14 protein-coding genes and 2 pseudogenes are annotated in these 26,834 nt (G+C 46.4%); 1 reads left to right on the top strand and 15 read right to left on the bottom strand.

The annotated features are described in order from the left end of the window. Window positions 1-10 precede the first annotated feature (10 nt). The 5 genes from NDA02_RS21615 to NDA02_RS21635 all read right to left on the bottom strand — a co-directional run bounded on the left by NDA02_RS21615 (window position 11) and on the right by NDA02_RS21635 (window position 10,642). Complete coding sequence (locus NDA02_RS21615) at window positions 11-667, bottom strand: hypothetical protein (RefSeq protein ID WP_348255821.1); 657 nt, start codon at window positions 665-667, stop codon at window positions 11-13. A gap of 179 nt (window positions 668-846) precedes the next feature. Continuing rightward, window positions 847-1,317 carry a hypothetical protein gene (locus NDA02_RS21620; protein ID WP_348255823.1) on the bottom strand — a complete coding sequence of 157 codons (471 nt, stop codon included), beginning with the start codon at window positions 1,315-1,317 and terminating at the stop codon, window positions 847-849. A 138-nt stretch (window positions 1,318-1,455) separates the two neighbouring features. Beyond that, window positions 1,456-5,268: a HEAT repeat domain-containing protein gene (locus NDA02_RS21625; RefSeq protein ID WP_348255824.1), complete on the bottom strand. Its 3,813-nt coding sequence runs from the start codon at window positions 5,266-5,268 to the stop codon at window positions 1,456-1,458. A gap of 318 nt (window positions 5,269-5,586) precedes the next feature. Continuing rightward, a complete protein-coding gene (locus NDA02_RS21630) occupies window positions 5,587-8,166 on the bottom strand; it encodes a GUN4 domain-containing protein (protein WP_348255826.1) in 2,580 nt (859 codons plus the stop codon). Window positions 8,167-8,272: 106 nt separating this feature from the next. After that, window positions 8,273-10,642 (bottom strand): CHAT domain-containing protein, encoded by a 2,370-nt coding sequence (locus NDA02_RS21635; protein ID WP_348255827.1) that lies wholly within the window; start codon window positions 10,640-10,642, stop codon window positions 8,273-8,275. On the opposite strand from NDA02_RS21635, the pseudogene NDA02_RS21640 reads away from it, so the two are divergent. Further along, window positions 10,604-11,421, top strand: a pseudogene (locus NDA02_RS21640) (IS5 family transposase). The gene NDA02_RS21635 and the pseudogene NDA02_RS21640 sit on opposite strands and share 39 nt — an antisense overlap. 7 nt (window positions 11,422-11,428) lie before the next feature. On the opposite strand, the gene NDA02_RS21645 reads toward NDA02_RS21640, so the two are convergent. The 10 genes and pseudogenes from NDA02_RS21645 to NDA02_RS21690 form a co-directional block, all read right to left on the bottom strand. Further along, window positions 11,429-11,707 carry a tetratricopeptide repeat protein gene (locus tag NDA02_RS21645; RefSeq protein WP_348255829.1) on the bottom strand — a complete coding sequence of 93 codons (279 nt, stop codon included), beginning with the start codon at window positions 11,705-11,707 and terminating at the stop codon, window positions 11,429-11,431. A 14-nt stretch (window positions 11,708-11,721) separates the two neighbouring features. Continuing rightward, on the bottom strand, window positions 11,722-14,394 hold the full coding sequence (locus NDA02_RS21650) for an NACHT domain-containing protein (RefSeq protein ID WP_348255830.1): 2,673 nt from the start codon (window positions 14,392-14,394) through the stop codon (window positions 11,722-11,724). Window positions 14,395-14,583: 189 nt separating this feature from the next. Next, window positions 14,584-16,200 carry a penicillin-insensitive murein endopeptidase gene (locus NDA02_RS21655; RefSeq protein WP_348255831.1) on the bottom strand — a complete coding sequence of 539 codons (1,617 nt, stop codon included), beginning with the start codon at window positions 16,198-16,200 and terminating at the stop codon, window positions 14,584-14,586. A gap of 98 nt (window positions 16,201-16,298) precedes the next feature. Beyond that, window positions 16,299-16,535 carry a hypothetical protein gene (locus NDA02_RS21660; RefSeq protein WP_348255832.1) on the bottom strand — a complete coding sequence of 79 codons (237 nt, stop codon included), beginning with the start codon at window positions 16,533-16,535 and terminating at the stop codon, window positions 16,299-16,301. Window positions 16,536-16,563: 28 nt separating this feature from the next. Then, the gene (locus NDA02_RS21665; protein WP_348255834.1) at window positions 16,564-17,286 is read right to left on the bottom strand and encodes a hypothetical protein; all 723 of its coding nucleotides are present in this window, start codon (window positions 17,284-17,286) and stop codon (window positions 16,564-16,566) included. 14 nt (window positions 17,287-17,300) lie between these two features. Beyond that, the gene (locus NDA02_RS21670; RefSeq protein ID WP_348255836.1) at window positions 17,301-20,924 is read right to left on the bottom strand and encodes a caspase family protein; all 3,624 of its coding nucleotides are present in this window, start codon (window positions 20,922-20,924) and stop codon (window positions 17,301-17,303) included. Window positions 20,925-20,994: 70 nt separating this feature from the next. Next, window positions 20,995-23,127: a caspase family protein gene (locus tag NDA02_RS21675; protein WP_348255838.1), complete on the bottom strand. Its 2,133-nt coding sequence runs from the start codon at window positions 23,125-23,127 to the stop codon at window positions 20,995-20,997. A 132-nt stretch (window positions 23,128-23,259) separates the two neighbouring features. Further along, on the bottom strand, window positions 23,260-24,231 hold the full coding sequence (locus tag NDA02_RS21680) for a peptidoglycan-binding protein (protein WP_348255840.1): 972 nt from the start codon (window positions 24,229-24,231) through the stop codon (window positions 23,260-23,262). A gap of 662 nt (window positions 24,232-24,893) precedes the next feature. Beyond that, the gene (locus tag NDA02_RS21685; RefSeq protein WP_348255841.1) at window positions 24,894-25,625 is read right to left on the bottom strand and encodes a transposase family protein; all 732 of its coding nucleotides are present in this window, start codon (window positions 25,623-25,625) and stop codon (window positions 24,894-24,896) included. A 225-nt stretch (window positions 25,626-25,850) separates the two neighbouring features. Next, window positions 25,851-26,538 (bottom strand): annotated as a pseudogene (locus NDA02_RS21690) (IS1 family transposase). Window positions 26,539-26,834: the final 296 nt, after the last annotated feature.

The raw sequence follows: 26,834 nt of genomic DNA on the forward strand, positions 1-26,834 counted from the left end.
CATGGGTTGCCTATTCTTGCTGTCCTCGGAGGCTGCTTAAACTGCGACTGGCGACATCGGCGCTCAATCCCCACAGCAGGAGGGTCAGATAGTTGGACATGGGTCTGGCTCCGAATGCCTCACCCTTTCCGATATACAAGGTGTTCAACCCAGCCAGGGTAAGACCTGTAAGCAATACCAGATAGAGCAAGGGACGAACAAACCAGAAGGTAGCTTCGGCACGCACCTGCTCAGAAAGACCCGACATGTTTACGAAAGTTTGCTGCACACGCTCATTCCAGGTTAGAGATTCAACCGTTTCAGCGTCGGTGATGGCATTGCGAGCGCTTTGATCAAGATTAATTGCCGCACCTCTGAGCGCCACTTCCATTGCTTCAAACTCGTTGGTTGTCCCCCCACGATCGCGTGCACTGACAGTTTCCAAAATTTCAGCCACGGTTGAGGTTGCCTTATCATCTTGACCCTGGGCAATCAAATCTCGTGCAGTCTGAATTTGCTCAAAGGTTTCTGGCTCAACCAACTCACTGCGTTTTTGTTTTTCGTAAAGCTGATCTTCGACTGCCCGGAGTTGATTGAGAACCTTCAGCCGACTTTGAATCAATGTTACTTGGGTATCAACAACTTCAAGCTGTTGCCGGTAAACTAACTTGCGGGCTTCTCGCACCATTGGCAGCAAGATTTTGCGATCGCCAGGATGGGCTTCTCAAATATCGGCTTCCAGTTGGTAAACCTTTTTTCGTGCCTGAGCTCGAGGACCACCCTGTTTCTGCATGTATTTGAACAGCCTGCCCAAAAGCACTCCCAGCAGCAAGGCAATCAGCAGTAGGAGCGGACCAGATCTGACACTCAGATTAACGGTAGAATCAAGCGATTGCTCTGGTTTGCCTGAGTGATATAAATTTTGTCAGTGTACTGCTCAGGCGGCAGGACAGAGCGGTTGATGGTTAAAGGGATGCTGGTAATTGTCTGAGCTGGAAATGTGGTTTCTTCTTGAGGAATGGATAGAGCATCATTGGGGAGTGGGTGGAGGGTTAATTCACCCCGACCGGAAAGGGCTGAGTTAAGAATTTTGGCAGGATTTGAAGCCGGGTTGTCAAATTTCAGTTCTAATTGGTTGAGCCGGGTGCTAGCAGGTAGGAACAGGTTAGCCAGCAGGCAATCTAAACCCCAACTGCAATTGACCAGGCACAGTTGAATCTGGTCTGTTCCCTCGGGAGGGACGATCGGGGGTTGAGTTCGACCATTGGTTACCATTGCAGGCGGAGAGGCAGGTAGTGTTTCAGGTTCTGCCGGGTTCTGTGGAGCCGTTTGAGCCATTGCGATACTCTGACTCAAAACAAGAGGAAGAAAAACAGTGATTAACAGTCGTTTCATTCGGTTAACCCATCATTCAAAACTGATTTCCAGCACCACAGTCAATCTGTCTGATCAGGATCTCGTGCCCTACACCTTCCTTCAATCAGGGGTTTCAACGGATTTAACCCACTTTGGATAGATTGGAATAAAGGGCAACCCGTCCTTGCTGAAGCGAACTGCCCAACGGCGCGCTAAGGGAAATACATCTGCACGCTCAATCACACTGCGGTCTGCCAATTTCAGCAATTTTTCCAAGCAGGCTGCGCTGCCCACTTTTGCCAGTGCCGCTACGGCACTGATTCTAACGCCACTGTCCTCATCCTTGAGCGTGGTGATGAGCGCATCGGTTGCTTTGTCGCTGCCAATCTGTCCCAATGCCTCTGCAGCTCTGCTTCTAACGTTGCGGTCCTCATCCTTGAGCGTGGTGATGAGCGCATCGGTTGCTTTGTCGCTGCCAATCTGTCCCAATGCCTCTGCAGCTCTGCTTCTAACGCCACTGTCCTCATCCTTGAGCGCGGTGATGAGCACATCGGTTGCTTTGTCGCTACCCATCTTTGCTAATGCCTCTGCAGCTCTGCTTCTAACGTTGCGGTCCTCATCGTTGAGCGTGGTGATGAGCGCATCGGTTGCTTTGTCGCTGCCAATCCGTCCCAATGCCCATGCAACTCTGATTCTAACGTTGCGGTCCTCATCGTTGAGCGTGGTGATGAGCGCCGCGACTGCTTTGTCGCTGCCAATCTGTCCCAATGCCTCTGCAACTCTGATTCTAACGAGGCTGTTCTCATCGTTGAGCGCGGTGATGAGCGCCGCGACTGCTTTGTCGCTGCCAATCCGTCCCAATGCCCATGCAACTCTGATTCTAACGTTGCGGTCCTTATCGTTGAGCGTGGTGATGAGCGCCGCGACTGCTTTGTCGCTGCCAATCCGTCCCAATGCCCATGCGAATCTAATGTCTCTGTCCTGATCGTTGTTAAACGCGGTGATGAGCGCATCGGTTGCTTTGTCGCTGCCGATCTGTCCTAACGCCTCTGCAGCTTTGAATCTAAAGTCTCTGCTTCTAACGTCGCTGTCCTGATGGTTGAGCGCGGCGATGAGCACCTCGGTTACTTGGTCGCTACCAATCCCCATCTTTGCCAATGCCTCTGCAGCGTCGTGTCTAAGGTCTCTGTCCTGATCGTTGTTGAGCGCGGCGATGAGTGCATCGGTTGCTTTGTCACTACCAATCTTTGCCAATGCCTCTACGGCGTTGCTTTTAACGTCGCTGTTCTCATCCTTGAGCACGGTGATGAGCACCTCAGTGGCTTTGTCGCTGCCGATCTGCCCCAATGCCTTTACGGCGTTGCTTTTAACGTCGCTGTTCTCATCCTTGAGCACGGTGATGAGCATCTCGGTTGCTTTGTCGCTGCCAATCTGTCCCAATGCCTCTACAACGATACGCCTATCGAAGCGGTCCTCATCGTTGAGCGCGGTGATGAGCACCTCAGTGGCTTTGTCGCTGCCGATCTGTCCCAATACCAGTGCGGCGATGCGGCTAACGTCGCTATCCTCATGATTGAGAGCCAATTGAAGTTTTTGAGTAAGTTTTGCGTGAGTTTGACCGATCGCCACCATAACCGATTGAATAAACTCAGCATTTGGGTAAGCCAACCAAAACTGATAGATGCGATCGATAACCTCATCTACCAATGGATCAGACAATTCACCACACTCGGCAATACAGCGACCTGCTAGCAATAACTGCGTTTGAAAAATATCGTCTTTAGTGTTTATGATCCTTTGGATCAAGTCGATCGGTTCATACATCAAGCCTGCCATCAAACTAATCGTTTCATGCCAGTCATAGTTCCAAAAAAGCTTCTCAAACTCAATTTCATCCTCATCGACGCGGCTTAAATAGGAAGCTGTCAAATACTCCTGAAAAGTTCGATGCAGAAATAAATAGCGCCGTCTTTCAATCGGTAATTTGTCGTCTTCTGCTGTCCAGCGTTGCAAAATTCCATCCTGCTCACACAATTCTTTGATTAAATCTGCTGCTTTAGCACCCTCCAGATCGGTAGATGCATTCCCGCTCTTCAAGTATTTCTCCAGTTTCTTTCGCAGTTCGCCAAACGAGAAGAGTTGCTTACTCTCGCAGCTAAATTGATATGCAAGCTCCTCTAACAGTTCTTTTTTAGCTAAAATCCATCCTTCATTTGCACTTTGCCTTTCATTATCAGTACTCCACTGCCCCAACATATAATTAACTGCCTGCTCGTATAATTGACATCGGCGGACTGGCAATGTCAAATAATCCTGTTGATACAAACTGCAAATTAAAGATGACAGCAATGGATTTTGAGCCAGCCCAGTAAGTTGAGGACGTTCTCGCAGTGCCTGAATCAAACCCCGTGCTGAAACTGATTCATCCCTAAGGGGAGCATATTCAAACCACTTCTCGATATACTCTTCCGTTTGCTTTCGGGTAAAGGGAACAATCTCTACGTCCTTCGCTCCATCCACAAACCTGCCACCATAGCCTACAATCCGAGATGTACCCACTATTGGGCAAGGGTTGGTTTGATTGCCTTTCGCAAACTCATTCAGCTTCTCTAATAGTTTCTGGCGCTTTCCATCCGGCACTTCATCTAGAGCATCCAGCAGCAGCAAAGCCTTACCATTCAGCAACTGTTTCTTTAGAAACGCATTCAGAAACGTTACCACTTCGGCATTTTCATGATCCTTCAGCAGTGTAAAATGCCGTTCTTGAATAAGCTTGAGAATTGCCTCACCCACAGGCATCTTTTCAACTTCATCCGCCAGTGATGAGAGCCGAATAAACAAGGGAATGGTAATGTCGTTTACTGGCTTACCCTCTGCTAATGCCTTGTAAGCCTGCTGAACGCTTGTCACTACTTCCCTTCTTAGCAGGGTTGACTTCCCCATGCCCGGATCGGCAAGTGCCACAATCCGCGAATGCTGCCGTCTGGCTTCCTCCCAATCAACTTGCTGCCGCTTGATCTCTTCCTTAATTTCCTCCTCGCTGCTCCCCTTCATCGCATAGATACGTTTCAGTTCTGCCTCCGATTCGGCATAGCCTCCGATCGCCTCCACTGAATGTTTATACCGCCGTTCCAACGTCACCTGCACGGGAATGTACTGGTCTTTCAGAACGATCGCCTCATCAGTGTGAAATAGCTTGATGGTGTTGAAACCGCTTTCGATCGCCTCCAACAATTCCCGCACCACCTGCCGCTCTACCTCTGGAGCTAACCACAGCAGTTTAATTGGGGTTGGATTGGGATTGATTTTTAGGACGGGAATCAAATGCTCCCGATTCTGCACCTTAACAGGTTTGTTATCCTGACCCAGTACTTCAGCTTTGCGACTGGGAGCATCTGGAGCGTGATGCAGAGTTGCTTTCCCCAACACCGCATTCTTGCCAATCTCAAATGCCCGTTCGTAAGACTCCCCGGCTCCAAGCGTGTCATAAAATCCCTCAGCAAAGGCGATCGCCGCATCATCCCTCACCTCCTGATTCATGCCAATCACGTAATTGAGGTGCTGTACCAGGTCATCCGCCAGGGGTTCTGAATCGCAGGCATTCAACACAACACACTCCACCAGGTCGGCAAAGGCTCGCAGCAAATCGGTCAGGACTTCATTCGGGACAACCTTCGCTCTGCCAGTTTCATCATCTCCCAGGACCAATCCCTGCTCCGTGCCATGCCCACAAAAATGAATAATCTGAGGTTTGACATCCAGAATGTGGCGGCGTAAATCGGACTGACGCACAGCCACTTCCCATTCCACAACAAACCGCTCCCGATTGACCGATTGTCGCAACGCCTCTTTCAACTGGTTGATTTCGGGTAAAAGCTCCAGATTCGTTGTGCCTTTGGGATTGGATACCAGAACCAGAATTTTCTTCTGCATAGGAGAGGTTAGCCGGATCACTCAATCCAGTATATTTGGATGATTTAGTGGTTCAGGCTTTTGCTCATAAAGGTTTAAATCGTGTAGATTTCGTCCCAGTCCTTACTACTGTGAGGCTACAATTTCGCATTTTGCCAGGGATATCAACCAAAGCCAAAACTAGAGAAGAAGAGTCACTGGCTACAATCCACAATGTGCAACGAGCTCATCAAAACCTTAATTCAGTGCCAGATATTAAAGAGAAAATGCAGATAATAGGTTAGAAAAGAAGGCTATTACAAATCTTCAGGAATGACTGAAACTGTTAAATGCTACAGTTTACACATCTAGGCGCGAGAGAAGAGAAAGAATGCCCTCCGCTTGAACGTGAAAAAGATCGAGCTGACCCAATAAAAGACTTGGGAGGTGTCCTTCGGGAGCTGAGGTGTCGAAAGTTAATTCCTGCTCTCTCTTCCATCTTTCTGTTATCAGTCCGCTTTTACTATCTATTTCTCCTTCAAGTCGCCAACCCACCGCTTCACCAAACTTTTTCCACTGCTTTATAAATTTATATGAATCTCGGGGGCTGCCACACTGCTGCCAAATTTTTTTCTGGGCTCCGAAACCAAACCTGTCATTACTATACTTCACCCAGAGTTGATCGATCGTCTGCAGGTCAGCATAGGGAAATTGCTCAATGTCTTTAACTCGTAGCCAACATTTTTCTGGCTGCTCCATGACAAGACACATCTGCTTGCCAGTTTCCTGGTCTGCCTCTTTCCATTTCCCTGCCTTCAGCAGAGCTTCTAAATGAGCATAATTTCCTCTAAGGGCATCAGGCAATGGTTGCTTAGCTGGTTCCTGCCGCTTTTGGGTTGCTTCTCGCTTGAGCTGTTTCAGTCTGGCTGCCTCTGCTTCTTTCGGCGCAATTATAGGCTCCTCAATCCCCGCTACATCTGCATCACTCAACTTCAGCGATTGCTGAAACTGCCTCAGACCATGACGAACAAAAGAATCAAGCGGATATTGTGCCTCGATCGCCTTCCTGAATTCCTGCTCATAGCGCTGTAATTTATTTGTGTATTCAGTTTTTTGACGCATCTGCTCGATTTCCACCTGTCGCTTGCGTTCAGCTTCTGCTTGTTGCTTTAACTTGTTCTGATGTTTTGCTTCTGCTTGCTCCAAAATTGGTTTTGAAATTCTTTCTACATCTCCAACTCGCAATTTCAGAGATTGATGATAATCCTCCAAATACTTCAAAGCCGCAGCAGTGAGGGGGTAATTTAATTCAATTGTTCGATTCAGTTCTTCTTGGTATATTTTTAGCCTCTGTTGATACTCTGTTTCCTGTTGTTGTTTTCTAGCTAATTCTTGCTGTCTCAATTGCTCTTGATGCTTTGCCTCTAAGGGTTCTCGAATGGGCTGCTCGATTTGAGCAACATCCGTTTCCTTGAGTTCTAGCTGCTGCCGAAAGCTTTTCAAACTATCAGCAACATGCTGACTCAAAGGGTATTCTGCTCGAACCGCTCTAGCAAACCCTTGCTCATAACGCTGCAGCTTACTTTCATACTCTGCTTTTTGACGCTTCAGTTCTAGCTCTGCCTGTCGCTGTTTTTCAGCTAGCTCTCGTTGTTTCAGCTGCTCTTGATACTTTGCTTCCAAAGGAGCACGAATTGGCTGCTCGATTTGGATAACGTCTTCTTCTTTGAGTCCTAGCTGCTGCCAAAAACCTCTTAGACCATCAGCAACATGTTGGCTCGGTGGATATTCTACCTGAAGTGCCCTGGAAAGCTCCTGCTTATAACGTTGTGATTTATCTTCATGTTCTTTTTTCTGCTGCCGCAATCGCTCTTGATAATCTTTTTCCGCTGCTTGAAGAACTGGTTGCGTAACGTTTTCCACCTCTAGATCAGTCAGTTGCAACTCCTGCCGCAACTGCTGAAGATTAGTTTCCGTTTCTGTAGAAAAAGGATAAAGGCCTTCCTCAATCAGTCGGATCAACATTTCCTCATACTCATCTCGCGCTTTTTGAAGCGCTTCCTCTTCCTCTTCAAGAATTTGCTGAGCTTCTTCAACTGATAACCTCAGATTCTTCCGCAATTGCTCTAAACGAATCTTCTCAAAATCAGTCAATCTATGATCAATCAAGTATTCTCGAACGCGATCTCGATACTGCTTGGTAACATCTGCTTCTAAAGCATTTTCAATTTCCAGATGAATAGCAGTCCGCGTTGCGTGAGAAAGCGGTTGCTCTGGAGCAATGACGTTAGCCTTAGCATCTAGCGCCAAGGTCGGTTTTATCTTAAGAGTCGGCTTGAGATGCTCTGGAATTATAGTCTGCTGAATAGCTTCAACTACCTCAGCTTTGCGTATCTCTTCAGTCGCAGCCGATCGCATTTTGGAACTGCCCGAAATTTCTAGCTGAATGGCGTTTTTGCCAAACTCATAGGCTTGCTCGATAGAACATCCATACCCTAATGCTCGATAAAACCCCTTTGAGAAAGAGATCGCTGCATCATCCCGAATTTCTTGATTCATGCCAATGACATAATCAATGTGATTCACGATGGCATCGGCTTGCTCCTCTGAATAGCAAGCATTCAGCAAAACACAGCCGACATTCTCGGCAAACAGCCGGAATAAATCAGACAGCGCCTCTGCCCGTACCCACTGCTCTCCACCATCATTGCCCTCAAACACCAACCCCTGTTGCCCACTACCATGTCCGCAAAAATGTACAATCTGCGGGCGGTATCTGAAAAGTAGGTCTTGCAATTCTCCAACCCGCACTGCTAAAGCGTCCTCTACCTCTAACTCCCGTCTATTGCGAGATTTTTTAATCACTTCCTTTAAGTCTCGAATTTCACGATCGAGGTTGAGGTCTTTGCGAGGATTGGATGCCAGGATGAGGATTTTCATAGGGGGTGAGAGCCGGGAGCAACGGAAGTCAGGGCAGCTTTGCCTCTAAAGTCCATTAAAGATAATATTTCAGCTTCCATCAATCCCGATCCGGAAGCGATAGCCATCACAGTTCTGCACCCACTAATATGAATGATGCCCAATAGCGAGGATGGCTGTATTCTGGCTGCGTTGGCTTACCTGGACGTAGCCCATTTCGCACCTCCTGCATTGCCTTTTGTAAAGCAACAGCCTTGTTACCTGAAGTTAAATAATTTTGATAAAACGCAATCATTAATTCCATGGTGGCACTGTCACTCACGCTCCACTGGCTTACTACAACTGTTCTTGCTCCTGCAATCAGGAAAGCGCGGCTTAACCCCAGCATTCCATCACCAGAAATTCTTCCCAAACCTGTCTGGCAAGCACTGAGAACGATTAGATCGGCTGGGAGAGAACGATTTTGTGCGACTTCTCTGGCAGTCAGTAATCCGTTTTCGGTTTCACCAGTTTTGGTTTCACCAGGAGATAAGGCGACAAACGATTGGAGTGGATCTTCTGTATAAGCAATCCCATGGGTCGCAAGATGAATAATGTTGTGCGTTTCAGCCAACTCTTTGAACGCTGTTTCGGTTGCTTCCTTTCCAATCAGCAAAGTATGATAGCGATCGCTAACAGCAGCAGCAATTGATCTGGCTTCCTCCTCCGCTCCTGTTAAGGGTTGTAAGCTAATTTCAATACCATCATCTCGAAGCGAAACTGTGGGCATATCAGGATTGCCTAACACTAGAAGTTTTGATTGATCTAGCGCTGCATAACAAGGTTGAGTGCGGATTTCATCTAATGTCTTGGCTGAAGCCGCATAAATCAGTGACCAGCGATCGCCCATCCAGGTGCGATCGGGAAGTTGGAGTGCAGCAAAGGGAACCAGCCACAATGAAGCGTGAGGTTCAATGACCAAAGTGCTGGCTGCAATGGGTAGAGCATCAGCGACAGGGGCAACCAGATCGGCATAAAACTCTTGTAGTAGGGCTTCCAGGGTAACATCAGGCGTAATTTTTTCTAGTTCTCCCTCAAGTACTGAAGCCTTACGTTCTGGTTCCTCCTGTTCAACGACTAAAGCCTTACGTTCTACTCCTCGAGCTGCTTCATCAACCCGCATTGCTCTCCGCAGACGACCAACCTTCGCTTCCAGTTCATGACAGGTTATCGGGCTGACATGAGCGAATACTTTGCCATCAGGTGTCACAGCAAAGACAGCCGTGCGGTCTAGCAGAACATAAAATACAAGCCGGGCTAGAGGAGGTGCTTCAATAATGTGCTCAGTTTCTGAGCTTATCTGATTGTTGTCAGGCGAGTTTGAGGGAGTTCCAGGAGCAGCTTGAACGGCTGGATTGCTAAATCGATCGACCTCAGTTCCCACTGCCTGTTGCTGAGCAATTTGCTTGAGGTGAGGATGTTTGCGTTTCTGTCCTCCCACCAAGTCCCTTAACGCTCTACCTCTAGCGCTTTCAGCTATTTCTAAAGCAGCCTGGTAATCAACATTTTGTCTTTGGGCTAGCTCAAGATGAGCGATCAGCAGTCTATCAAAGATATCTTTAATGCTATCAAGAAAGCTGACTTTGCCTTCATCAGTCAGTAAATCTTGTTGTCGTAATTCAACTAATTTCAGGCTCTCCTTAAAGGATGCGATCGCATCTTCTAATTTACCCGCTTCTTGATAACAACACCCTAAACCCCAATAACAGTATCCCAGTATCTCTTGGTCATTTTCTAAGTTAGCTAGCTCAAAGGCTTGCTCGTAAGTTACTTGAGCGTCCGCGAAGCGCTTTTGTCCCAGATACAGTCGGGCTAATCCTGTGAGAGTTCTAGCTTTACCTAAATTGTCTTGTATTTGCTTGTAAAGCGATAATGCTTCTTGATAAAGAGTTTCTGCTTCGCTGAATTGTTGACGATCGCGGGCGAGTGCTGCTAAGAATGCCAGTGCATAGCGTTTTTCTAGTGGTTCGCCAGAGGCATCAAACAGTCGTAGTGCTTGTTTAAGCTCAGTTTCTGCAAGATCTAACTTATCCTGTCGGCGGTGAATTTCCCCAAGGTTGGCGATCGCATAAGCTTTAAGTAATGGATTACTTTCAATTTCTGGATATTTGAGTGCTTCTTGATAAGCGTTTAAAGCGGGTCTTTCTTGCGGTTGTCGTAAATAGGCATTACCAAGATTAAGACAAAGTCTAATCGGCAGAGTCGGATCGTTTTCTTCTGCTTCCAAAGTCTTTTCAACTTTAACGCTGTAGAGAGCAGGAATGATTTCAGGGTTGTTATAAAAACCTTTGGAAACTCGATTGAGGCGAGTAGTAAGAAACTGTTTGTAAAAGAGTATGAAGCAGGTGATTCGGAGTTGAAAGGATGAGGCATAGGTAGAAGTAGTGGATTGTGAAGCGTGAGAATCATGAGCCGCCCTATGTATGACAGTGACCTCACTGATGCCGAATGGCAGCAAATTGAGCCGTTGTTGCCTGCTCGCAAGCCTGTGGGCAAACCGCGAGAAGTGGAGTTGCGCGAGGTCGTCAATGCGATTTTTTACCGTGCTGACAATGGGATCAAATGGCGTGCCTTGCCCTGTCATCTTCCAGCTTGGGAAACGGTGTATGGCTACTTCCGGTTGTGGGTGAAGCTGGGTGTGTGGGAGCAAGTCAATGCCGTTCTAGTGCGGCAAGTACGGCAAAGGGAAGGCAGGCAAGCAGAACCGAGTCTGGTCATCATCGACAGCCAGTCGGTCAAACTCGGACAAAAAGGGGGGCGGAACAAGGCTTTGACGGTGGCAAACAGGTCAAGGGACGGAAGCGGCACATTGTCGTTGATATTTTAGGACTGGTTTTGGGCTGTTATGTCACAGCAGCGAATGTAGCTGATGTTAAGGCAGCACCGGGAGTTTTAGTGTGGGTGGTCGAAATGTATGGGCGGATTGCGAAAGTGCTCGCAGACAAAGGGTATCAGGGCAACTTCGGCGCACTGCTAAGTCAGTTTTTTGCTCAGGCAGACCGCAAAGTAAAACTCGAAATCAGCCAACGCCCTGCGGGGACGAAGGGCTTCCAGGTCGAACCGAAGCGATGGATCGTGGAGCGAACTTGGACATGGCTCGAGAATGCACGAATTCTCAATCGCGATTATGAGCGATTACCGGAAAATCACGAGGGCATGATTTACGTGGTGATGATTCGATTAATGCTGCGGAGATTGACCAAGAATCAACGAACTTGGACAACCGCAGCTACTTAACCAACTTTTACAAACAGTTTCTAACTGAATCTAATTTCAATTCATCTTCTGATTCTAAAGCTCGCAGAGCAGCTTCATAGGCAATAACTGCATCCTGAATTTCTCCTTGAGCCTGGAAAGTATCGCCGACGTGGTTGAGAATAACTGCGATGAGACGCGATCGCTTTAATTCTCTAGCAATCCTTAGTGCAGCAGCATAGGCATTAAGTGCATTTGTATGGTTTTGTTGGGTGAGTGCGATCATCGCTTGATTGACTAGTGATGCGACTGTAGCATTTTGATCCATTGCCACCTCCTGGATTAATCTGGATTCTTGTTAGCAAGGTGCTCCATCAACATCCGGTGGAAGAAGACATAGCCACCGCCAACTTTCTTCATCAAGAGACGATCTGAAGCAAAGTCAAGAAATTTTGCATAGTTCCAGGGAATGCAACCTTTATGATGAAGCATCTGGCGCAGAGTAAAGTGTTGAATACAAGCTGCCCCACCATATTTCAACCCAAAAATTAGCCCAAAACTCAGCCCAGAAACTAGCCCAGAAATTAGCCCAAAACTCAGCCCAGAAACTAGCCCAGAAATTAGCCCAAAACTCAGCCCAGAAACTAGCCCAGAAATTAGCCCAAGGAGATTTCCGTTTCTTCGAGAAGTGCGAATTCCCTGGTTCGGAACTACTCGTTGGACTATTTCAAAAGTCCCCAATCCACTACCCAGGCCAAAAATTAGCCCAAAACTCAGCCCAAAAATTAGCCCCAAATCCCGACCAAAAATTAGCCCATAACTCCGACCATCAAGCCCAAAAATTAGCTCAAAACTCAGCCCACTAATCAGCCCAACACTCAGCCCATAACTAAATCCAGTAAAAATTTCACGAATAAACCTATACTTAGCCCTTTGCCATGACCAACTAAGTTTCTCTAGGGGTAATATTTTTTTGGGCAAGCTGACAATTAGCCCACTGATCAGTCCAACACTCAGCCCAAAAATTAGCCCAAAAATTAGCTCAACACTCAACTCAGTAATCAGCTGAAAACTCAGCCCAAAAATTAGCTCAAAACTCAGCCAAAAAATTAGCCCAACACTCAGCCCAGAAACGATAAAAGTTCTAATTCGATAAGCTCTTGCCTCGCTGCGATTCCTTAGCCAGGTTGGTTGCATCTTTTCAATCAAAAATACCGTTTGCTTTTCCTGTACCATTCGACCTGCCAGCCAACTCAGCCAAGTCAACACCTGATGCTTGGGATAGTCTGAAGCAGCACCCCTGTCCAAACGACGATCGACATAGGTATCAAACAAATGCTGAGTGCGATCGGGCGCAGAGCTAAGTTCCTGCATCAACCTTTCCACCGACCAGCCCTGATATGCTGCACTCATAAAGTTCAGGATTAGCGGCGTTTGAGCAAACTGCTCTAGATCAGCATCTTGTTTGAGCAAGGCTCTTAAGCCTGCAAGCGCTCCACCCACACTGTCCAAAAACTCATACACCTGCTTGGGCGAGAGCGGCTGAAGGCAGAGAGCACTGCTGATCTGTAGGCGTTCGCTCAGGGCTTCATAATCTCGCACCCGGCTACAAACTGCCACCTCGCTCTGGGGAAACAGCTCCATAAACTTGTTCAACGCCCGAACACAATCGTTGCGATACTCTTCATTGACTTCATCCAGCCCATCCAGTAACAGAATGAGCTGCTGCCGATTAATCCAGGGTTCGCTCAATAACTTGGGCACCTGATATTTTTCTCGCAATTCATCAATCAACCAATCCACGATTGCTTTTCGATCCCTAGCCCAGGACGACAGATTAAACACAACAGGCATCGGTAACCTTAAATTCTGTTCGCTGCGTTCCAGCAGACGCTGTGTCAGTTGCAGCAGGGCGATCGTCTTTCCGGATCCAGGAGCACCTAGAATTAGCAGCGTTCGTCCCTGTCCCATCTCCTTATAAGTTTGCATTTCTCGTAGCTCATCGTACGAGCCATCTAACTTTACAGCTAATGCTTCAATTCCTTGAGATAAATCTGCGATCGCATCTGGACGAGCTTTCAAGTCAAGCTTAATAGCATTAATCCCGTAAAGAGAAGGCTTAAGAAATCCTTCAATCCAAAACTGCTTCACCTTGCTGACTAAAATCTTGCGCTGTGTATATTCCGCTTTTGTTAAGTCAGCTGCATTCTCCGCCGAAAACTGTCCAAAGGTGTCGTAAGCTACTCGCGCTTGGTCTTTGTATTCCTTGCGATCGATTTCCTGCTCAACTGTTTCAAAAAAGCCTGGAGGAAGATGAGTCGGTATGGATGAAGAAGGCAATTCTTGATCTAAGTTATTCTCTAATGAACCTAAAGATGACAGCGTACTCTTCTTCCACAAAACTGGCTTCAAATGTTCTAATAGCTTGGGTTGTAAAATCTGTCCAACAACCTCAGCATGACGATATTGCCTTGATTGAGTGGATTGTGAATTTGTCTCAGTCCAAATCTGAATAGCAACACAACCTAAGGTATAGGCTTGCTCAATGGTTCTTCCGTTAGCTAATCCTTGATAAAAGCCTATGGCAAAGTAATAGGCAGCTTTATCAAGAATTGGTTGGCTCATGCCAATCACATAATTGACATATTTAACAATTGATTCCGCTTGAAAATTAGTATCACAAGCATTAAATACTGCACAGTGAATTTCGTTGGAGAAGTCTTTAAAGAGATTGGCTAATGCTTCAGTGCTAATAAGTTGTTCTTTTCCATTCTCATCTTGGAGAACTAACCCTTGTTCTCCTGCTCCATGCCCACAAAAATGAACGATATACGGAGGGTCTGCAAATAGTGCCGGAAGTTGTTGAGGTTGTACAGCTACCCTGACTCTGGGTTGGAACTGAGAGCGTTCCACAGCACTAATTAAATCATCAATTTCTCTATCAAGCCTCAGATCCCGTTTTGGATTGGAGGCCAGGATTAGAATTTCTTGAGCCATCCTGTCACCCTCCTGCATTAGAGCAACAAACTTTTATCCACACCTCCAGGCAAAATATAGCTGATTTGCGGAGTAGATCAGGTAAGCAAAGATTGCAGTTGTACTACATCTCTTTTCACTGGTTTAACAATGGCGCTCCCTAATGAACTTAGTTTATCGTTAGAGAGCGCCGTAATGCAGAGATTTACGGGATATTAAGCTCAACAACTAAGCCATGTTCCGTTGCCAGGCGATCGCGTGCTCCTCAATTAGATCTGCTGCATCGGTACCATTAATAATTCGACGAGCATTAAAGAAGTCCACATTGCTGTCAGTGATATAGTCGTTTAAACTAACACCTGTGAAGACCCCTCGCTTCATACCATCAATCAGGATGAAAAGCGAGATATCTGAGCGCATCAATAGATCAGGCTGGTTAACCAGGTCAAAACCAAGCAGGTTTGAATACTCCCGGTAATTGTAGTCCCAGGTAAGTTGCACATACCCTCGCCCATAAAAGGGGTAATAGCGGAGCGTTTGACGGTAATTTTCTGCCTTTGGCTCACCCAGGTAATAGGCTTCACGAACGGGTTGAAACGTATTATTGGTTTCGTGCTTAACCGTAGCCAGGATGTAGGCGATCTGAGATTTATTCGTAATTCCCTGCCGCCGTGCCTCAGCGATAATTGCCTGGATTGCAGCTTTGCGATCGCCACCCGACCAATCAGGTAACTTTCCAGAACCTGGTTTGGCATCCAGCAGTGCTTTAGCAGTTGTTGCCCCCAGCACATCACCCCCGCCAAGATGTCGGCTCTGTTTGAATCGACGCAATGCTTCTCGTGTTTTGGGACCATACAGACCATCCACAACTTCCAGAAAGCCATTTGCACGCAAGATGGTTTGAATCTCTGTACAAAAGTTCTGATTGTCTATCAAGATTCCCGAATTCAGGTTATCAAAAGGAATCGCTTGATTCTGGTCAATCACGCTTTGCAGAGTAATTGCACCACGAGGGGTTCCACCTCTAGTCCCTGTATTGCGGATAATTTGCGCTAATTTTGCTTGAGTGACTGGCCCCGCAATTCCGTCCACTTCAAGATTGTTATCAGACTGAAACTGGCGAACAGCGGCATCCGTGTCAGGACCAAAAATCCCATCCACTTCAATGTCAATTCCAACGGCTACAAGGTCTTCCTGAAGCTTACGGACTCTTGCACCTTCCATATTAGGCACAACTAAGCGTAGATCTCCCTGTTGGTCGCTGCTGTTAGCCTTTGGCGTGATACCAGAAGGAAAGAAGCTTACGTGCAAATGGTTATCATGTCCTGCCCAGGGTTCAGCTCCAGTGACATCTGGATCATTGAAGAGAATGACGCGAACATCCACAATTGGGTTGTTACGGATCAGTTCTATCAATTTCTGTGTACGTTGCTGAGAGTATTTGGGATGATCCCAGGTGAGAGCGATTTCTTCTTCAGTACTGGCGATCGGTGCTAAATCAACATCAGTTCCTTGCTGGTGCGATGTATGAGGAGGCATGGCACCACCTTTAGACAGGCTAAGATTGCCAACACCAATTCGAGGACCTTTTGGAAAGGCTTTTGCCCATTCGGCACAGACATGCTTAATTGCTTGAACAACTTCCGATCGTCCATATCGCTTCTCAGGGGGCCCGTAGCACTCAAATCCAGAGCCTGAAGCAGCCATCTGTTCAAAGCTGCCTCTGGTTCCCCAGCTAGATTGTTCAATTTCCTCTTCAGTTAAACCAATGTCCACTGTGCAAGGCACTTCATGGTCATGGTCGTCTACGCTCCAAGGACGGTCTGTTTCTTGTGCAAGTGTCATAGCTAATTTCCTTGTTTGTTACTGAATGTGTTGTTTATTTCTCAGCAGTGTTTGTCAGCTTTTAAGTTACAAACTGAGTTTTGCTAGGCTCTATTAGTTCAATTCCTTACAACCTCAAACAAGCCATGAACCGGACTTGGGGCATGATCCGCCATGTTTTCAGTCTGTACTGTGACGCGATATAGCCCAGTCGGCAAATCATCGATCGCCAGCTCCCATTCTTTCTCCTTCTCCACAAAATTAAGCGTAAGAGCGAGTTGATCCGCAGAAATGGATTGAATATTTGCCTTCAACCTTGTTGCTGCATCTGATAAACCAACCAGTCTGGCACGCATGGCAATTGGTTCATCGGCCAGATACAAATCATCCAGACTCAAACTGATTGTTGATGACCTTGTAGATGGGTAAGAGATGATAGATGGAGGCGAGCGATCGCATCACCTCTGTCAAGTCCAGAAACAGTTGCTTGTACCCATTTGCCAGAAAGTTAACGGCTTTGAGCGAACCCCGGTAAGGAGTGCCAAAGGTGAACAACGCTCTGCTGTCTTGCCAACCCTCCAATACTTCCAAATAGTATCGAGATGCCAGCCCACCCATGCTATGCGCCATGAGAATCACTTTGGCATCGGAGGCTCCACTTCTTTCACGCCAGCATTTCAGCCGCTTATCAATCAGCTTTTTCAAAATTCGAGCATTAGCTCGGTTATCTCTTCGCCAGTCGTAGGGAAACTGGTAGAAGTTTGCCGCTTTATCATCCGGATCATTGTAGATATCACCGGGAGTGACATCAAAGTTATCAGTAATCAAACGAGCAGTTCTGGTGTAACCATCAATCTTCCAAAACCCTGGGATGAGATGGGTGTCTTGAATCAATGCTGTCGCACGAATCCCATCTCCCAAATTTTCAGCTTCAGAATCATCCTGAGCAAGTTTCAAATTGTGAATCGCTTCACCTGACTTAGTGAGTATTTGCCAGACTGCTTGCCTGGAAACTGCCCAAAGGTCTCTGCCATCCTTCTGCAAGACACTTCCCAGAATGCCGGGAAGAATTACAACCATGTCCTTCATGAGGGCTTTGATAACCATGCTTATTCTCCCAGTTAACTAGTTTTTGATGCCTTACGTGACCTTAAAAACTCCTGCACTTCCTGTTGCTGCCCAAGCGGAGCACCAGCATTGAGGTAGGTCTGAAATGCTCGTTCAGCCTCCGTCAATATTTCTTGTTCAACCAAAGCCCGGAGTGCTTTCCCCAAGTAATAATGGGTTGCACTACTGTCTGAATTTTGCTGAGTCGCTAGTCGAAGCTCACTCACTGCACGAGCCGGATCGCGCTTGGTTTCATAGAGTACTCGCCCTAGCCAATAGTGTGCTTTAGGGTAAGATTGCTGGGACATTGCTTGCCCCTCAGTAGTTGTGTTTTGTCCCAAAACTTTATCAATTGCAGTTTGGAGAGCAGCAATACTTTTATCGTATTCGTTAAGTCTGTAGTAAGCAATGCCTAGATTGAAAAGCTCCTCTGGAGCTGCACCATTTCGTTGCTCAATTAAGCGCCTCAAGATTAACACAGCATGACGTGTGGGTTCGTTCTGAAGCTTAATGAAAAAGGCTTGAGCTTTTGACTTAAGTACGGCATTGCTAAAAATTTTTTGTTCTAAAACATTTGCATCGCAATCAAAATAGATTCTTTCCTTATCACAAAAGTTCTTAAAAGTTTGGTAGGTAGGAAGCTGTGCTTCTTGAGTGTTACAAAAAAACCTAATTAGAGTATTTGTAAACCTTGGATCATGCGATTTGCTTGCTTTCAAGTATTTGATCGAATCAGAATAAAGAGATACGGAACCGATTCGGAAAATTTTTGATAGATAATCATTTCGCTCATTTTTAATAGCTTTTATAGAAGCAGCTCTAGTAGAAGGGTAAATAGCCTCTTCTTTTTTGATATAACGGGTTCCTCCGATAGCCCAGTTGGAATCAATTATCGAAACCAAGTCTGTTTGACTTTGATTTATCAGTTGAGCTAATTCAGTCAAAGCAATATCTGGAGTACCTTGACATCGACTATCAAAAGCTAAAATTGTAAAGTCGTCCTGGATATTAATTGAACCTAAGCCTGCAAAGTAGAATAAAGTAGGGCTTGATTGAGCAACATTAACTAGCTCTGTAAAAGCTGACAATATATTGTTATATGTTGCCTCTTGATTGAGTAAAACTTTTATATGCCCAGTCTGAAATCCTAATTTTTCAACTAAAACAGCTTTAAGGGCAAGAGTATCGCTCACAGCATCATTTAGTGGTTGAATTTGCTCCCTGTCTAGATAGTTATCAATTCCGACCAATAGTGCATAGCGTTTATATTGATTGAGTTCATCAACCGTTGAAATTATCTGATGCAATAACTTACTCTGTGCCTCTTGAGAGGTCAGCTTTAAACATTGCTGAAAAGTTTGAGAAGCTTTGTCGTAGAGTCGATTATTGAATTGGGCTAACCCAAGAGAGAAAAGCTTCTCTTCCGAATCATGTTTCGCATATTGAACGGAGGTTTCAAGCGCAACCAAAGCATCCTCGTTGTTGTCCTTTTCCAAAAAAGCTAAACCCAGACTGTAGTAAAAATCAGGAAACACAGTAGTGAACTGTTTTCTAACTTTTTGATGCAAACCCTGTAAAGAACTGCTATCAAACGTAAAATAACAGCGGCATTGACTGAATGTAAAAAGATCTGGACACCGATTCAAATCTAATTGTGCAAAAAAAAGCGGTTTGTCGGGATCTCCAAGAAAGAACGGTGTTACTTTTCGATTTGAAAACTTTGATTGAACAGACTTAATGACTTTATCAAAAAAATGCCGTTGTAAAATTTCTCCTGAAGCTTGCCATAACTCCTGAACCAACGTGTACGTAAAGTAGCCGTGACTTTTTTCAGTTTCAGGTATAAATACTTCAAAAGAAAATTGTCCTGGTGCAGCACATAATGAAAGAGTACAAATCTTAGTTCGGTTCACGCGGTTGATAAAGCCTTCAAATTCTCGTCCCACTACTGCATCCATAATTAAGTGCTTACGTAAGGCGGGAATTGCGTCGATGAGCGAGTAGATTTCCTTAGAACTAATGACATTGCATGGGTCTCCCTCATCATTTAGCTTTATATCCGCTGCAATCCAGTTGTCGCCGTCTGTATGTCCTCCGTAATATACAATCACCACATCTCGGGGACTGGTTAGATCCTGTAATTCTCTAATAGAATCAATAATGTTTTCGTAGGATGCTTCCATATCTGAAAGCATCTTGACCTTGAAGTTGAATTTTTGAGATAACACCTCATTCAAAATTTCAATGTCGTTTACGCATCCCTTTAATGGATGTAGCTGCCCTCCATTTGGGAATCTTATAGATTGATCATCTATTCGATTAGAGTAGTTAATACCAACCAGTAAGGCGTAGCGATTGACAGGTGCTGAGTTAGACGGATTTGAAACATCAAGCCACAATATTAGCTCTCGCACTGCATCAGCTTTATCACTGTCGGGCTGTTTGCTTAGGAAGGCTTCTAAGTGCTGTCTGGCTACCTCAACCCCTCCCTGATTGAGATAGGCAATACCAAGGTAATAGTCTGCATCTGGTACACTCGCCTTGATAGCCTTTTTAAAAGCTGTAACAGCTTCGTCAGGCAAATTACCAGAAGCAGTGAGTGCCAAACCTAATTGCAAATGAGCTTCGGGCAGCTTACCTCTAACTACTGCCGCTTGACGGATAGCTTCTCTAAGATGCCAACTCGCTGATTCAAAGCAGTATTTATCGTCCAGCTTCAACCCAATCTGATAGAGTTGGCAACCTAGCTCATAGTGTTCTTGAGCTGAAATTCCAGCAGTAATGGCAACTGGCAGGTTGCGATCGTAACTATTGGTTCCAACACAAGGGTGCTGCTTATTGTCCGTAGCCCGCTGCACATTCTCGCGGACATATTCAAACAGTTCACCGACCGTTACAACCCCGTTTTTAGGACTGCAATCGGCAGCTCCTCTCATCCCCTCTAACAAATAATGAGTAAAGACCCCATGCCCTCCTCCCCACTTTGCATCCTCAAACGAAACTTCGTTTGCCTCGGCTGAGGTCAGCAAAGCCAGACCACCTCTCGTTTTACTAACTTCCTGCAAGTAGCTATTCACTACAGCAGAATTATCCCCCACATCCCTTGTCCCAATGCCACCTCCGATCGCTGCACTGTGGCAAGTGTCCGCCAAAATTATCACCCGTTCTGCCAGCAAATTCTCCTTTAACGAGAGGTCAATCTCGCGCATGGGCAGAGCCGTCCCAGAGATATCCCTGGGATCAACATCATGAGTTAACAAATAAACAATTCCGGGGCGATCAATATCCGGTGCACCGTGACAGGCAAAGTAAATCAGGACAATGTCTTCTTTTGCAGGCTTTTTTAGAAAACTACGGAGTGCTCGCGTAATGTTTGCGGTTGTCGCTTCTTCATTGACCAACTTGACAATATGATCCTTCTCAAATCCACCTCCCGACGGTGTGAGCAGCAGTTCATAGAGCGCTTCTGCATCGCGATCGGCGTACTTTAGGTTCAGGTGATCGTGCTTGTATTTTGAAACGCCAACCACGATCGCCCAGCGATCGACGTAGGTCGCATAGGAAGTGGGCAGGTTCACCATCTCAGCACGTCGGGAACCAGACTGATGATCAACTGACTCGTTATTACTCGAAGACATAAATGGATAGCTTTCCTCATCAACAAAAGCAGGGGCTACCTGATCTCAGTGTGTAGCCCCTGTTATTTAACTACCGTACTAACGTCATCTGAATCGGCTTCGTGACCCAGTCCTGCTTTGGATCAACAATCATCGTCGCTGCACGAGTGGCGGAGGGGGCATCAGCACCAAACATTTTCAGAAGATCGTTGAGTGGATTAACTCCTTCACTCTCTCCTCTAGTGGTAGCCTCCTCCAGCATCCCTTTTAATTCTGCATCAAGCTCACCTCCTCGCTTTTCTGATGGCTCATCCAGTGGAGGCAGGGTTAACCATCGAAAATCAGCCAGCCCCTTCTGAACAGCAAATACTTTGAATACTTCCCTTGCCTGCTGATAGGCTTCGTCATCTGGCAAACTCATGCTGAACTGAATTTCTTGTTTGGCCCCGGCAGCAAGGTTGAAGAAAGGTGTCTCCAGTCCACCAATAGGTAGCTGCGATACTGCCCATGCAGGTTCAATATCCAGTACAGCTACCTTGAGTGGTTGACTTCCCTTGTTTGTTAAGCGGAGACATACAATGTCCCCATTATTCACAACCGGATTCTGAGAGTCGTCAAAGGGTGTTCCATCCTCCTTCAACAACACAACGTCAATGTCCTTAGCAAGTTTAGAACTGGAATTATCCAGGCTTTCAACCGCTTGATACTTTGTCAGATGAACCAGTCGATCGACAACTCGCTTTGGAGCCGTTGGATCATCAATTGACAGCAGGGGTCTGAGATTCGGTATAGGCATATTTCTACAAATTTCGTAGTTCCCCTCCCGATCAATGGCGACCTGATATAAAGCTGTTTCCCCTTCTTTCTCTTCTACAACCCAGCCATTTCCAGCCAGCGCCTGTCGAACCTTATCCAGAGCCTCCTTCTGACGACCCACTAGGTCTGATGGCAATTCATGCTCCTGCCCACCCTCAACTTTAGTGTCAGTGAACCGAACTCGTTGAACTAAATCAACTGGAGCAGACACCATGACGGCTGGAGCACCAGGCTCTATCTTGCCCTTCACGGCAATGCCACCTTCTTCAGGCTTTACGACTGTGGCAACAGATTCAGAGGCACCAGGCGGCTTTGAAATCTCCACGATCGCAACTCGCTTTTCTATGTCCGTGAAGTCTGTTGTACCTGGAGGATAAATTGAGAAGCGCGTTCCTTTGCTCAATCCCTGTGCCTGGCCTGCATTTAACGTGATTTGCGTATCTGAAACAACTCTGATCACATTAATCGTAAAAGGGGTAGACCATCGATTAGTACCAAAGACAAGGCGATCGCTCTCCCCCAAAATCATTGGCATTTGCTGCGGAAATTTGCTTTGAATTTGAGCGTTGATGCGATCGTGCAGCAGTTTGTAAGTCAGCGGTTGACCATTGATAGCAATGCTGGTCAGCGTATCAATCATCCAGTAGGTCAGGGCACCGTTGCGCTGTGTGCCACCATTCACTGCGTATTCATAAGCATATTCATTGTCTCGACACGCTGCTAATAAAACGTATTCTCTGGCTTCGGGCAATCCCGCAACCCCAATTCTCCGGTTCCGCGTCAATTCCAGCCAGTTCTGCTCTAACTCTTCCAGTTTTCCGACAAGGCTGTTATGTGTACGAACCAGAGGATCTGGTAGAACAGAACTCCTGATTTCAGCATCTCCACGAGTTGCCCCTCCGGAGTTGCAGCTATCCAGAACAACGGTAACAATCAGCCCCTTATCCGTCATTCGCTTAAGAAGCGTGGTCATTTCCACATCACGCAGATAGCGGCCCTCTAGAGCATCTCCAATATCCATTGGAACAATCCCTTCATCCTTCTGTTCGCTGCCTTCCTTCAGATTTGGATAGACAGTTGGTGGATTTCCACCATGTCCGGAGTAGTGAATGTAAACTTGCTCTCCACGTTCGGCAGTCCTGGTGATTTCATTAAATGCATTGACAATGTTTTCGTAGGTCGGTTCCTGTTCCTGAGCAGATCTGGCTTCCAGGAGCACAGTATCATCTTCATTAATAGAGGTGAGCTTTCGGATACGCTCTGCCGGAACCTTCAACGTTTCTTTCAAAAATTTGTCAACCAGATTAATGTCTCGTACTGCTCCTTTGAGGCTTTTATAGAGTTTGTTGGGTTTGTAACAGTCAATGCCAATCAATAGAGCGTGAATAGTGGGTGCTTGTTCTGTCATGAGTTTTTTAGTGGGGGTAGTAGTGCTTCTTCAAATCTTTTTCTGTATTTAGGGATCATCAAGTTTAACTTAATGATCCCGTTGGTGTGGCAACAGGTGAGTAATCCAAAATTCTTAATATCACAGCAGTGGTTAAGCCATCGCCGCAAGAGTTTTGGGACTAACAATGCCATCGGCTGTTAGCGTCTTCTTTGCCTGAAAGTCCTTGACTGCTCTATCCGTTCTAGGTCCAAACTCACCATCTACAGCCACATTGATTCCAGCTTTCTTCAATGCGGTCTGAAGTCGTTCTACATCAGAACCTTCCATCCGGGGTTGGCTAAGCCGCAACAATCGCGGTTTCTTCTCCCACGGAGCAATCTTGAATCCATTCGCTGGGGACACCCTTAACTTACTTTCGGTAGTCGGACTGTAGTCGCCATCTTCGGCAATTTGAGCACCGGAATTATTCCGGTTCCACAGACGCTGAAACGCCAATGTTGCTGTATTACGAATATCAATTGACCTCCCTTTAATCTTTACAGACTCAACCTGACCACCCCCCACGTAGGTAAAATGGGGATAGTCACCGGACCCAAACCACTGCCAGCCATAGCGCTCGAGATAGGGCCGCCAACCATCCGTGTTCTCAATATCGATCGCCAATCCTGCTTGGTGATAACTGGCTCCCGGTCGCGCAACTGCCTGAAAATCGCACACACCGTTTGTCCACCAGTTGTAGAGCAAGAACTGTTGTGCCAGGGCACGGTAGGCAGAGTTCACTACCATCCTTGTCCCGCGATCGTTAATGGCTTTTTGCAACGCTTCTAAAGCAGGGGATTGTAGATAGGGATAGGCTGCGCTACCCAAGCTCACATTCAATGTGTCAAAGCTGACGAGTAGATCAGACTTGCTGCCTGTCGCCTCTCCTGGTAAGACATTTACCTCATGAATTGACTGCTGAGATAGTGCATTAGCCACCATCGTCCCACAACCTGGTGCATCTTTGATTGAGCCACCAAAGCTACCTCTTGGGCTGCTTTCCTCTAGCTCATTGATGACACCGCAGTTCTCATGCTCAGGATTGCGATCGTCGTTTAGTGTTTCCGGATCCTTTTCAGTCATTTGAAATCCTTTTCAAGGCAAATAAATGAATCTAAAAAATTCCAGGGATTGGCTCGTTCCTGATGCCCCATACTTACTTACAAACTTGAGAAATTTAGGCTTCCACTGCTTACAGGCTTTGTTTATCAAAATGCCCTTATACAGTAAGACTACACACCAGTGATACCGTACTCAAGTGGTCTAATGGAGCGCTTAACACTTCAAATTTTGCCAATATCGAAATAACGCCTAACCCTTATAATGATAAGACTGTAACCCTCTGACAAGGGGCTCGCGAGTCATTCTTCAGCATGTTTTAATCTACACCCTGTAGGTAAGCCAACCCTGAAATAATCTTCAGCTTCTATGGTGTGAAAATCTTTTCTAAAGGTCTAACAAACACCGTCAGTCAGACTTTTGCCCTATCAAGATTTACCCCTGCAGATGCTTCTACAACCTCACCCTTACTTCGTATTGTCGCTGTAAATATCTGTATCTTTAATGTAAGTATTTAAAGGATTTATTACTTTTTGTACCTATTCGGCGATCGCTCACCTACCTACCTTAATTATTCTCTATGTCATTCTGAAAAGCCAGATTACTCTATCAACCAATAGACTCAATCGGAAATAAGGAGGTGAGATTAAACAGGAAGGGATAGCTCTTCCCATCCCTAATCTCAACTAGGCAACTGCGAGCTGACGTTGGCTTAGTCGGAAGTTGTGCAGTCCACAAGCAATCTCCATCACCGTATCGGTGAAGTGGTCTGTTCGTGCCCTGAGGGAATGCACCACAATGTTGCACCGCTTGATGCCTCCAATATGATGCTCTATCTCCACTCGCTCTCTTGATACCTCCTGATTGCGCTGCTTGTCGGTCTCGCTCAATTCTTCATTTCGGGGCTTCTTCTTGGGTTGATGCGTCTTCACCCCGTCGGGCTCGTAGCCCTGAAAGCCGGTATCCTTCCATAACTCTCTGCCAAGGGGAAAGCGGTAATCCTCTTCATCACAAATCGCTTTGTCATGCTTTTTACCCTCATAGGTATCACTCAAGTACACAACCTTTCCCTGTCGCTGGCTAATCACCAAGTTTTTGACGGTGAAGGTCTTCTTCTTGCCGTTGTAATACTGCTTGCGATCCGCCTTGTTTTTAGGGCGATTAATTCGCCGCTCGGTGCCGTCGATGATCAGTTCCAGCATTGGGTATTCCTTCAGGACCCGCTCCAACCGCCAAGGACTGCGCTCGGGCAATTGTTTTTCGTACCCCAACGCAGTATTGAGAATTGGAGTGAGCTTATGCACCCACTCATGCGCCTGCGGTTGACCAATGCCGAACAAAAAGCCTTGTACTTCCTGCGTCGGGTACAGTCGGAAATACACCAAAATAAACAACAGCTTATCCCAATTGTCCTGCAACTACGGTTTGCGTTCACCGCCATAACGTCTTGCTCGGGGGGCTTGAATGTGATGCTGCTCCAGGTAGTCCCCCACGCTCGCTCAAAACTGACAAACAACTGCTCGAACTCGTCTACGCTCAACCCGGTTAGGCTTTGCAAAACACGTGGTTTATTTTGAACTGAGCATAGTTGAGCATGGTTCCTTACTGCCTCACACTCGTCGGGTCATGCTTCAAAGTCAATCTTATTTCCGATGAAGTCGTCTGAATTCGAGGTAGTGCAGTAGCAATTGAATCGAGTGTATGAGCATTTCCTCGGACTTGGAATAACACAACGTCTTGCGCTGAAGCCGCGCTAAGTAGTGCCGTAAGCGGGTGTTTTCTCCCTTAACTCTAGTCATGTAGGTCTTGCTGACAATGTGATCCCCCTCAGGAATAAACCCAGGGTAAACACACCAGCCATCGGTGACGTAGAAGTAGCACTGCCAAGCGCTTACAATTGCCCACAATGGACGAAATGTAGCAGCACGATGGTCACCTCAGACCCAGGCTAAGATTGGGACTCGGAAATGGTCGACTGCCGTCCACAGCCAAATTTTGTTTTTTTGATCTAACAAAGGTTTCGAGTTCATCAAGTTCACCTACCGTCGGAATTACATCAGGGGGATAGACATCAGGAAGCCATTCACCGACTTGTTTGACCCAAGTAATGATGGTGGTATGGTGTACTCCCTTGACCCACTCGATGGTACGAAATCCCATCCCGTTGACGTACAGGTTGAGGCACTCTTGTTTGACCTCATCGGAGTATCCTTTCGAGGGCGCGTAGTCCTCAATAAACTGACGATCGCAGGCGACACAAATGTGATTTTGTTTACCTTGCTTTTTGCCGTTCTTGCGGATGTGGGTCGAATGGCACTCCGGACATTGGATCTGAACTGACCTCAATTCATACACTCATTATGCAACGCCCCAAATCCTATCCTTTAGACTAGAAGGGATTAGCGTGAACCAAGATTGCCAGAGGCTATGTTGCTAGCATTGCTCCTTCTAACAACCATCGGGGTGTCTGTTGCATTAGTACTGGCACGCCGTGAACTTGCTGAGCAGAAACAAAAGCTCCGCAGGTACAGCAGTTTAGCTTCTACCGAGGAATTTCAGCGGCAGCTCAATTCAACCAATCAACTTATACAGCACGAAATCTCTGAGCTACAGGGACAAAAACAGAA

Origin of the sequence: Leptolyngbya sp. ST-U4 (genome assembly GCF_039962215.1) — a bacterium.
Taxonomy (GTDB): domain Bacteria; phylum Cyanobacteriota; class Cyanobacteriia; order Elainellales; family Elainellaceae; genus Leptolyngbya_A.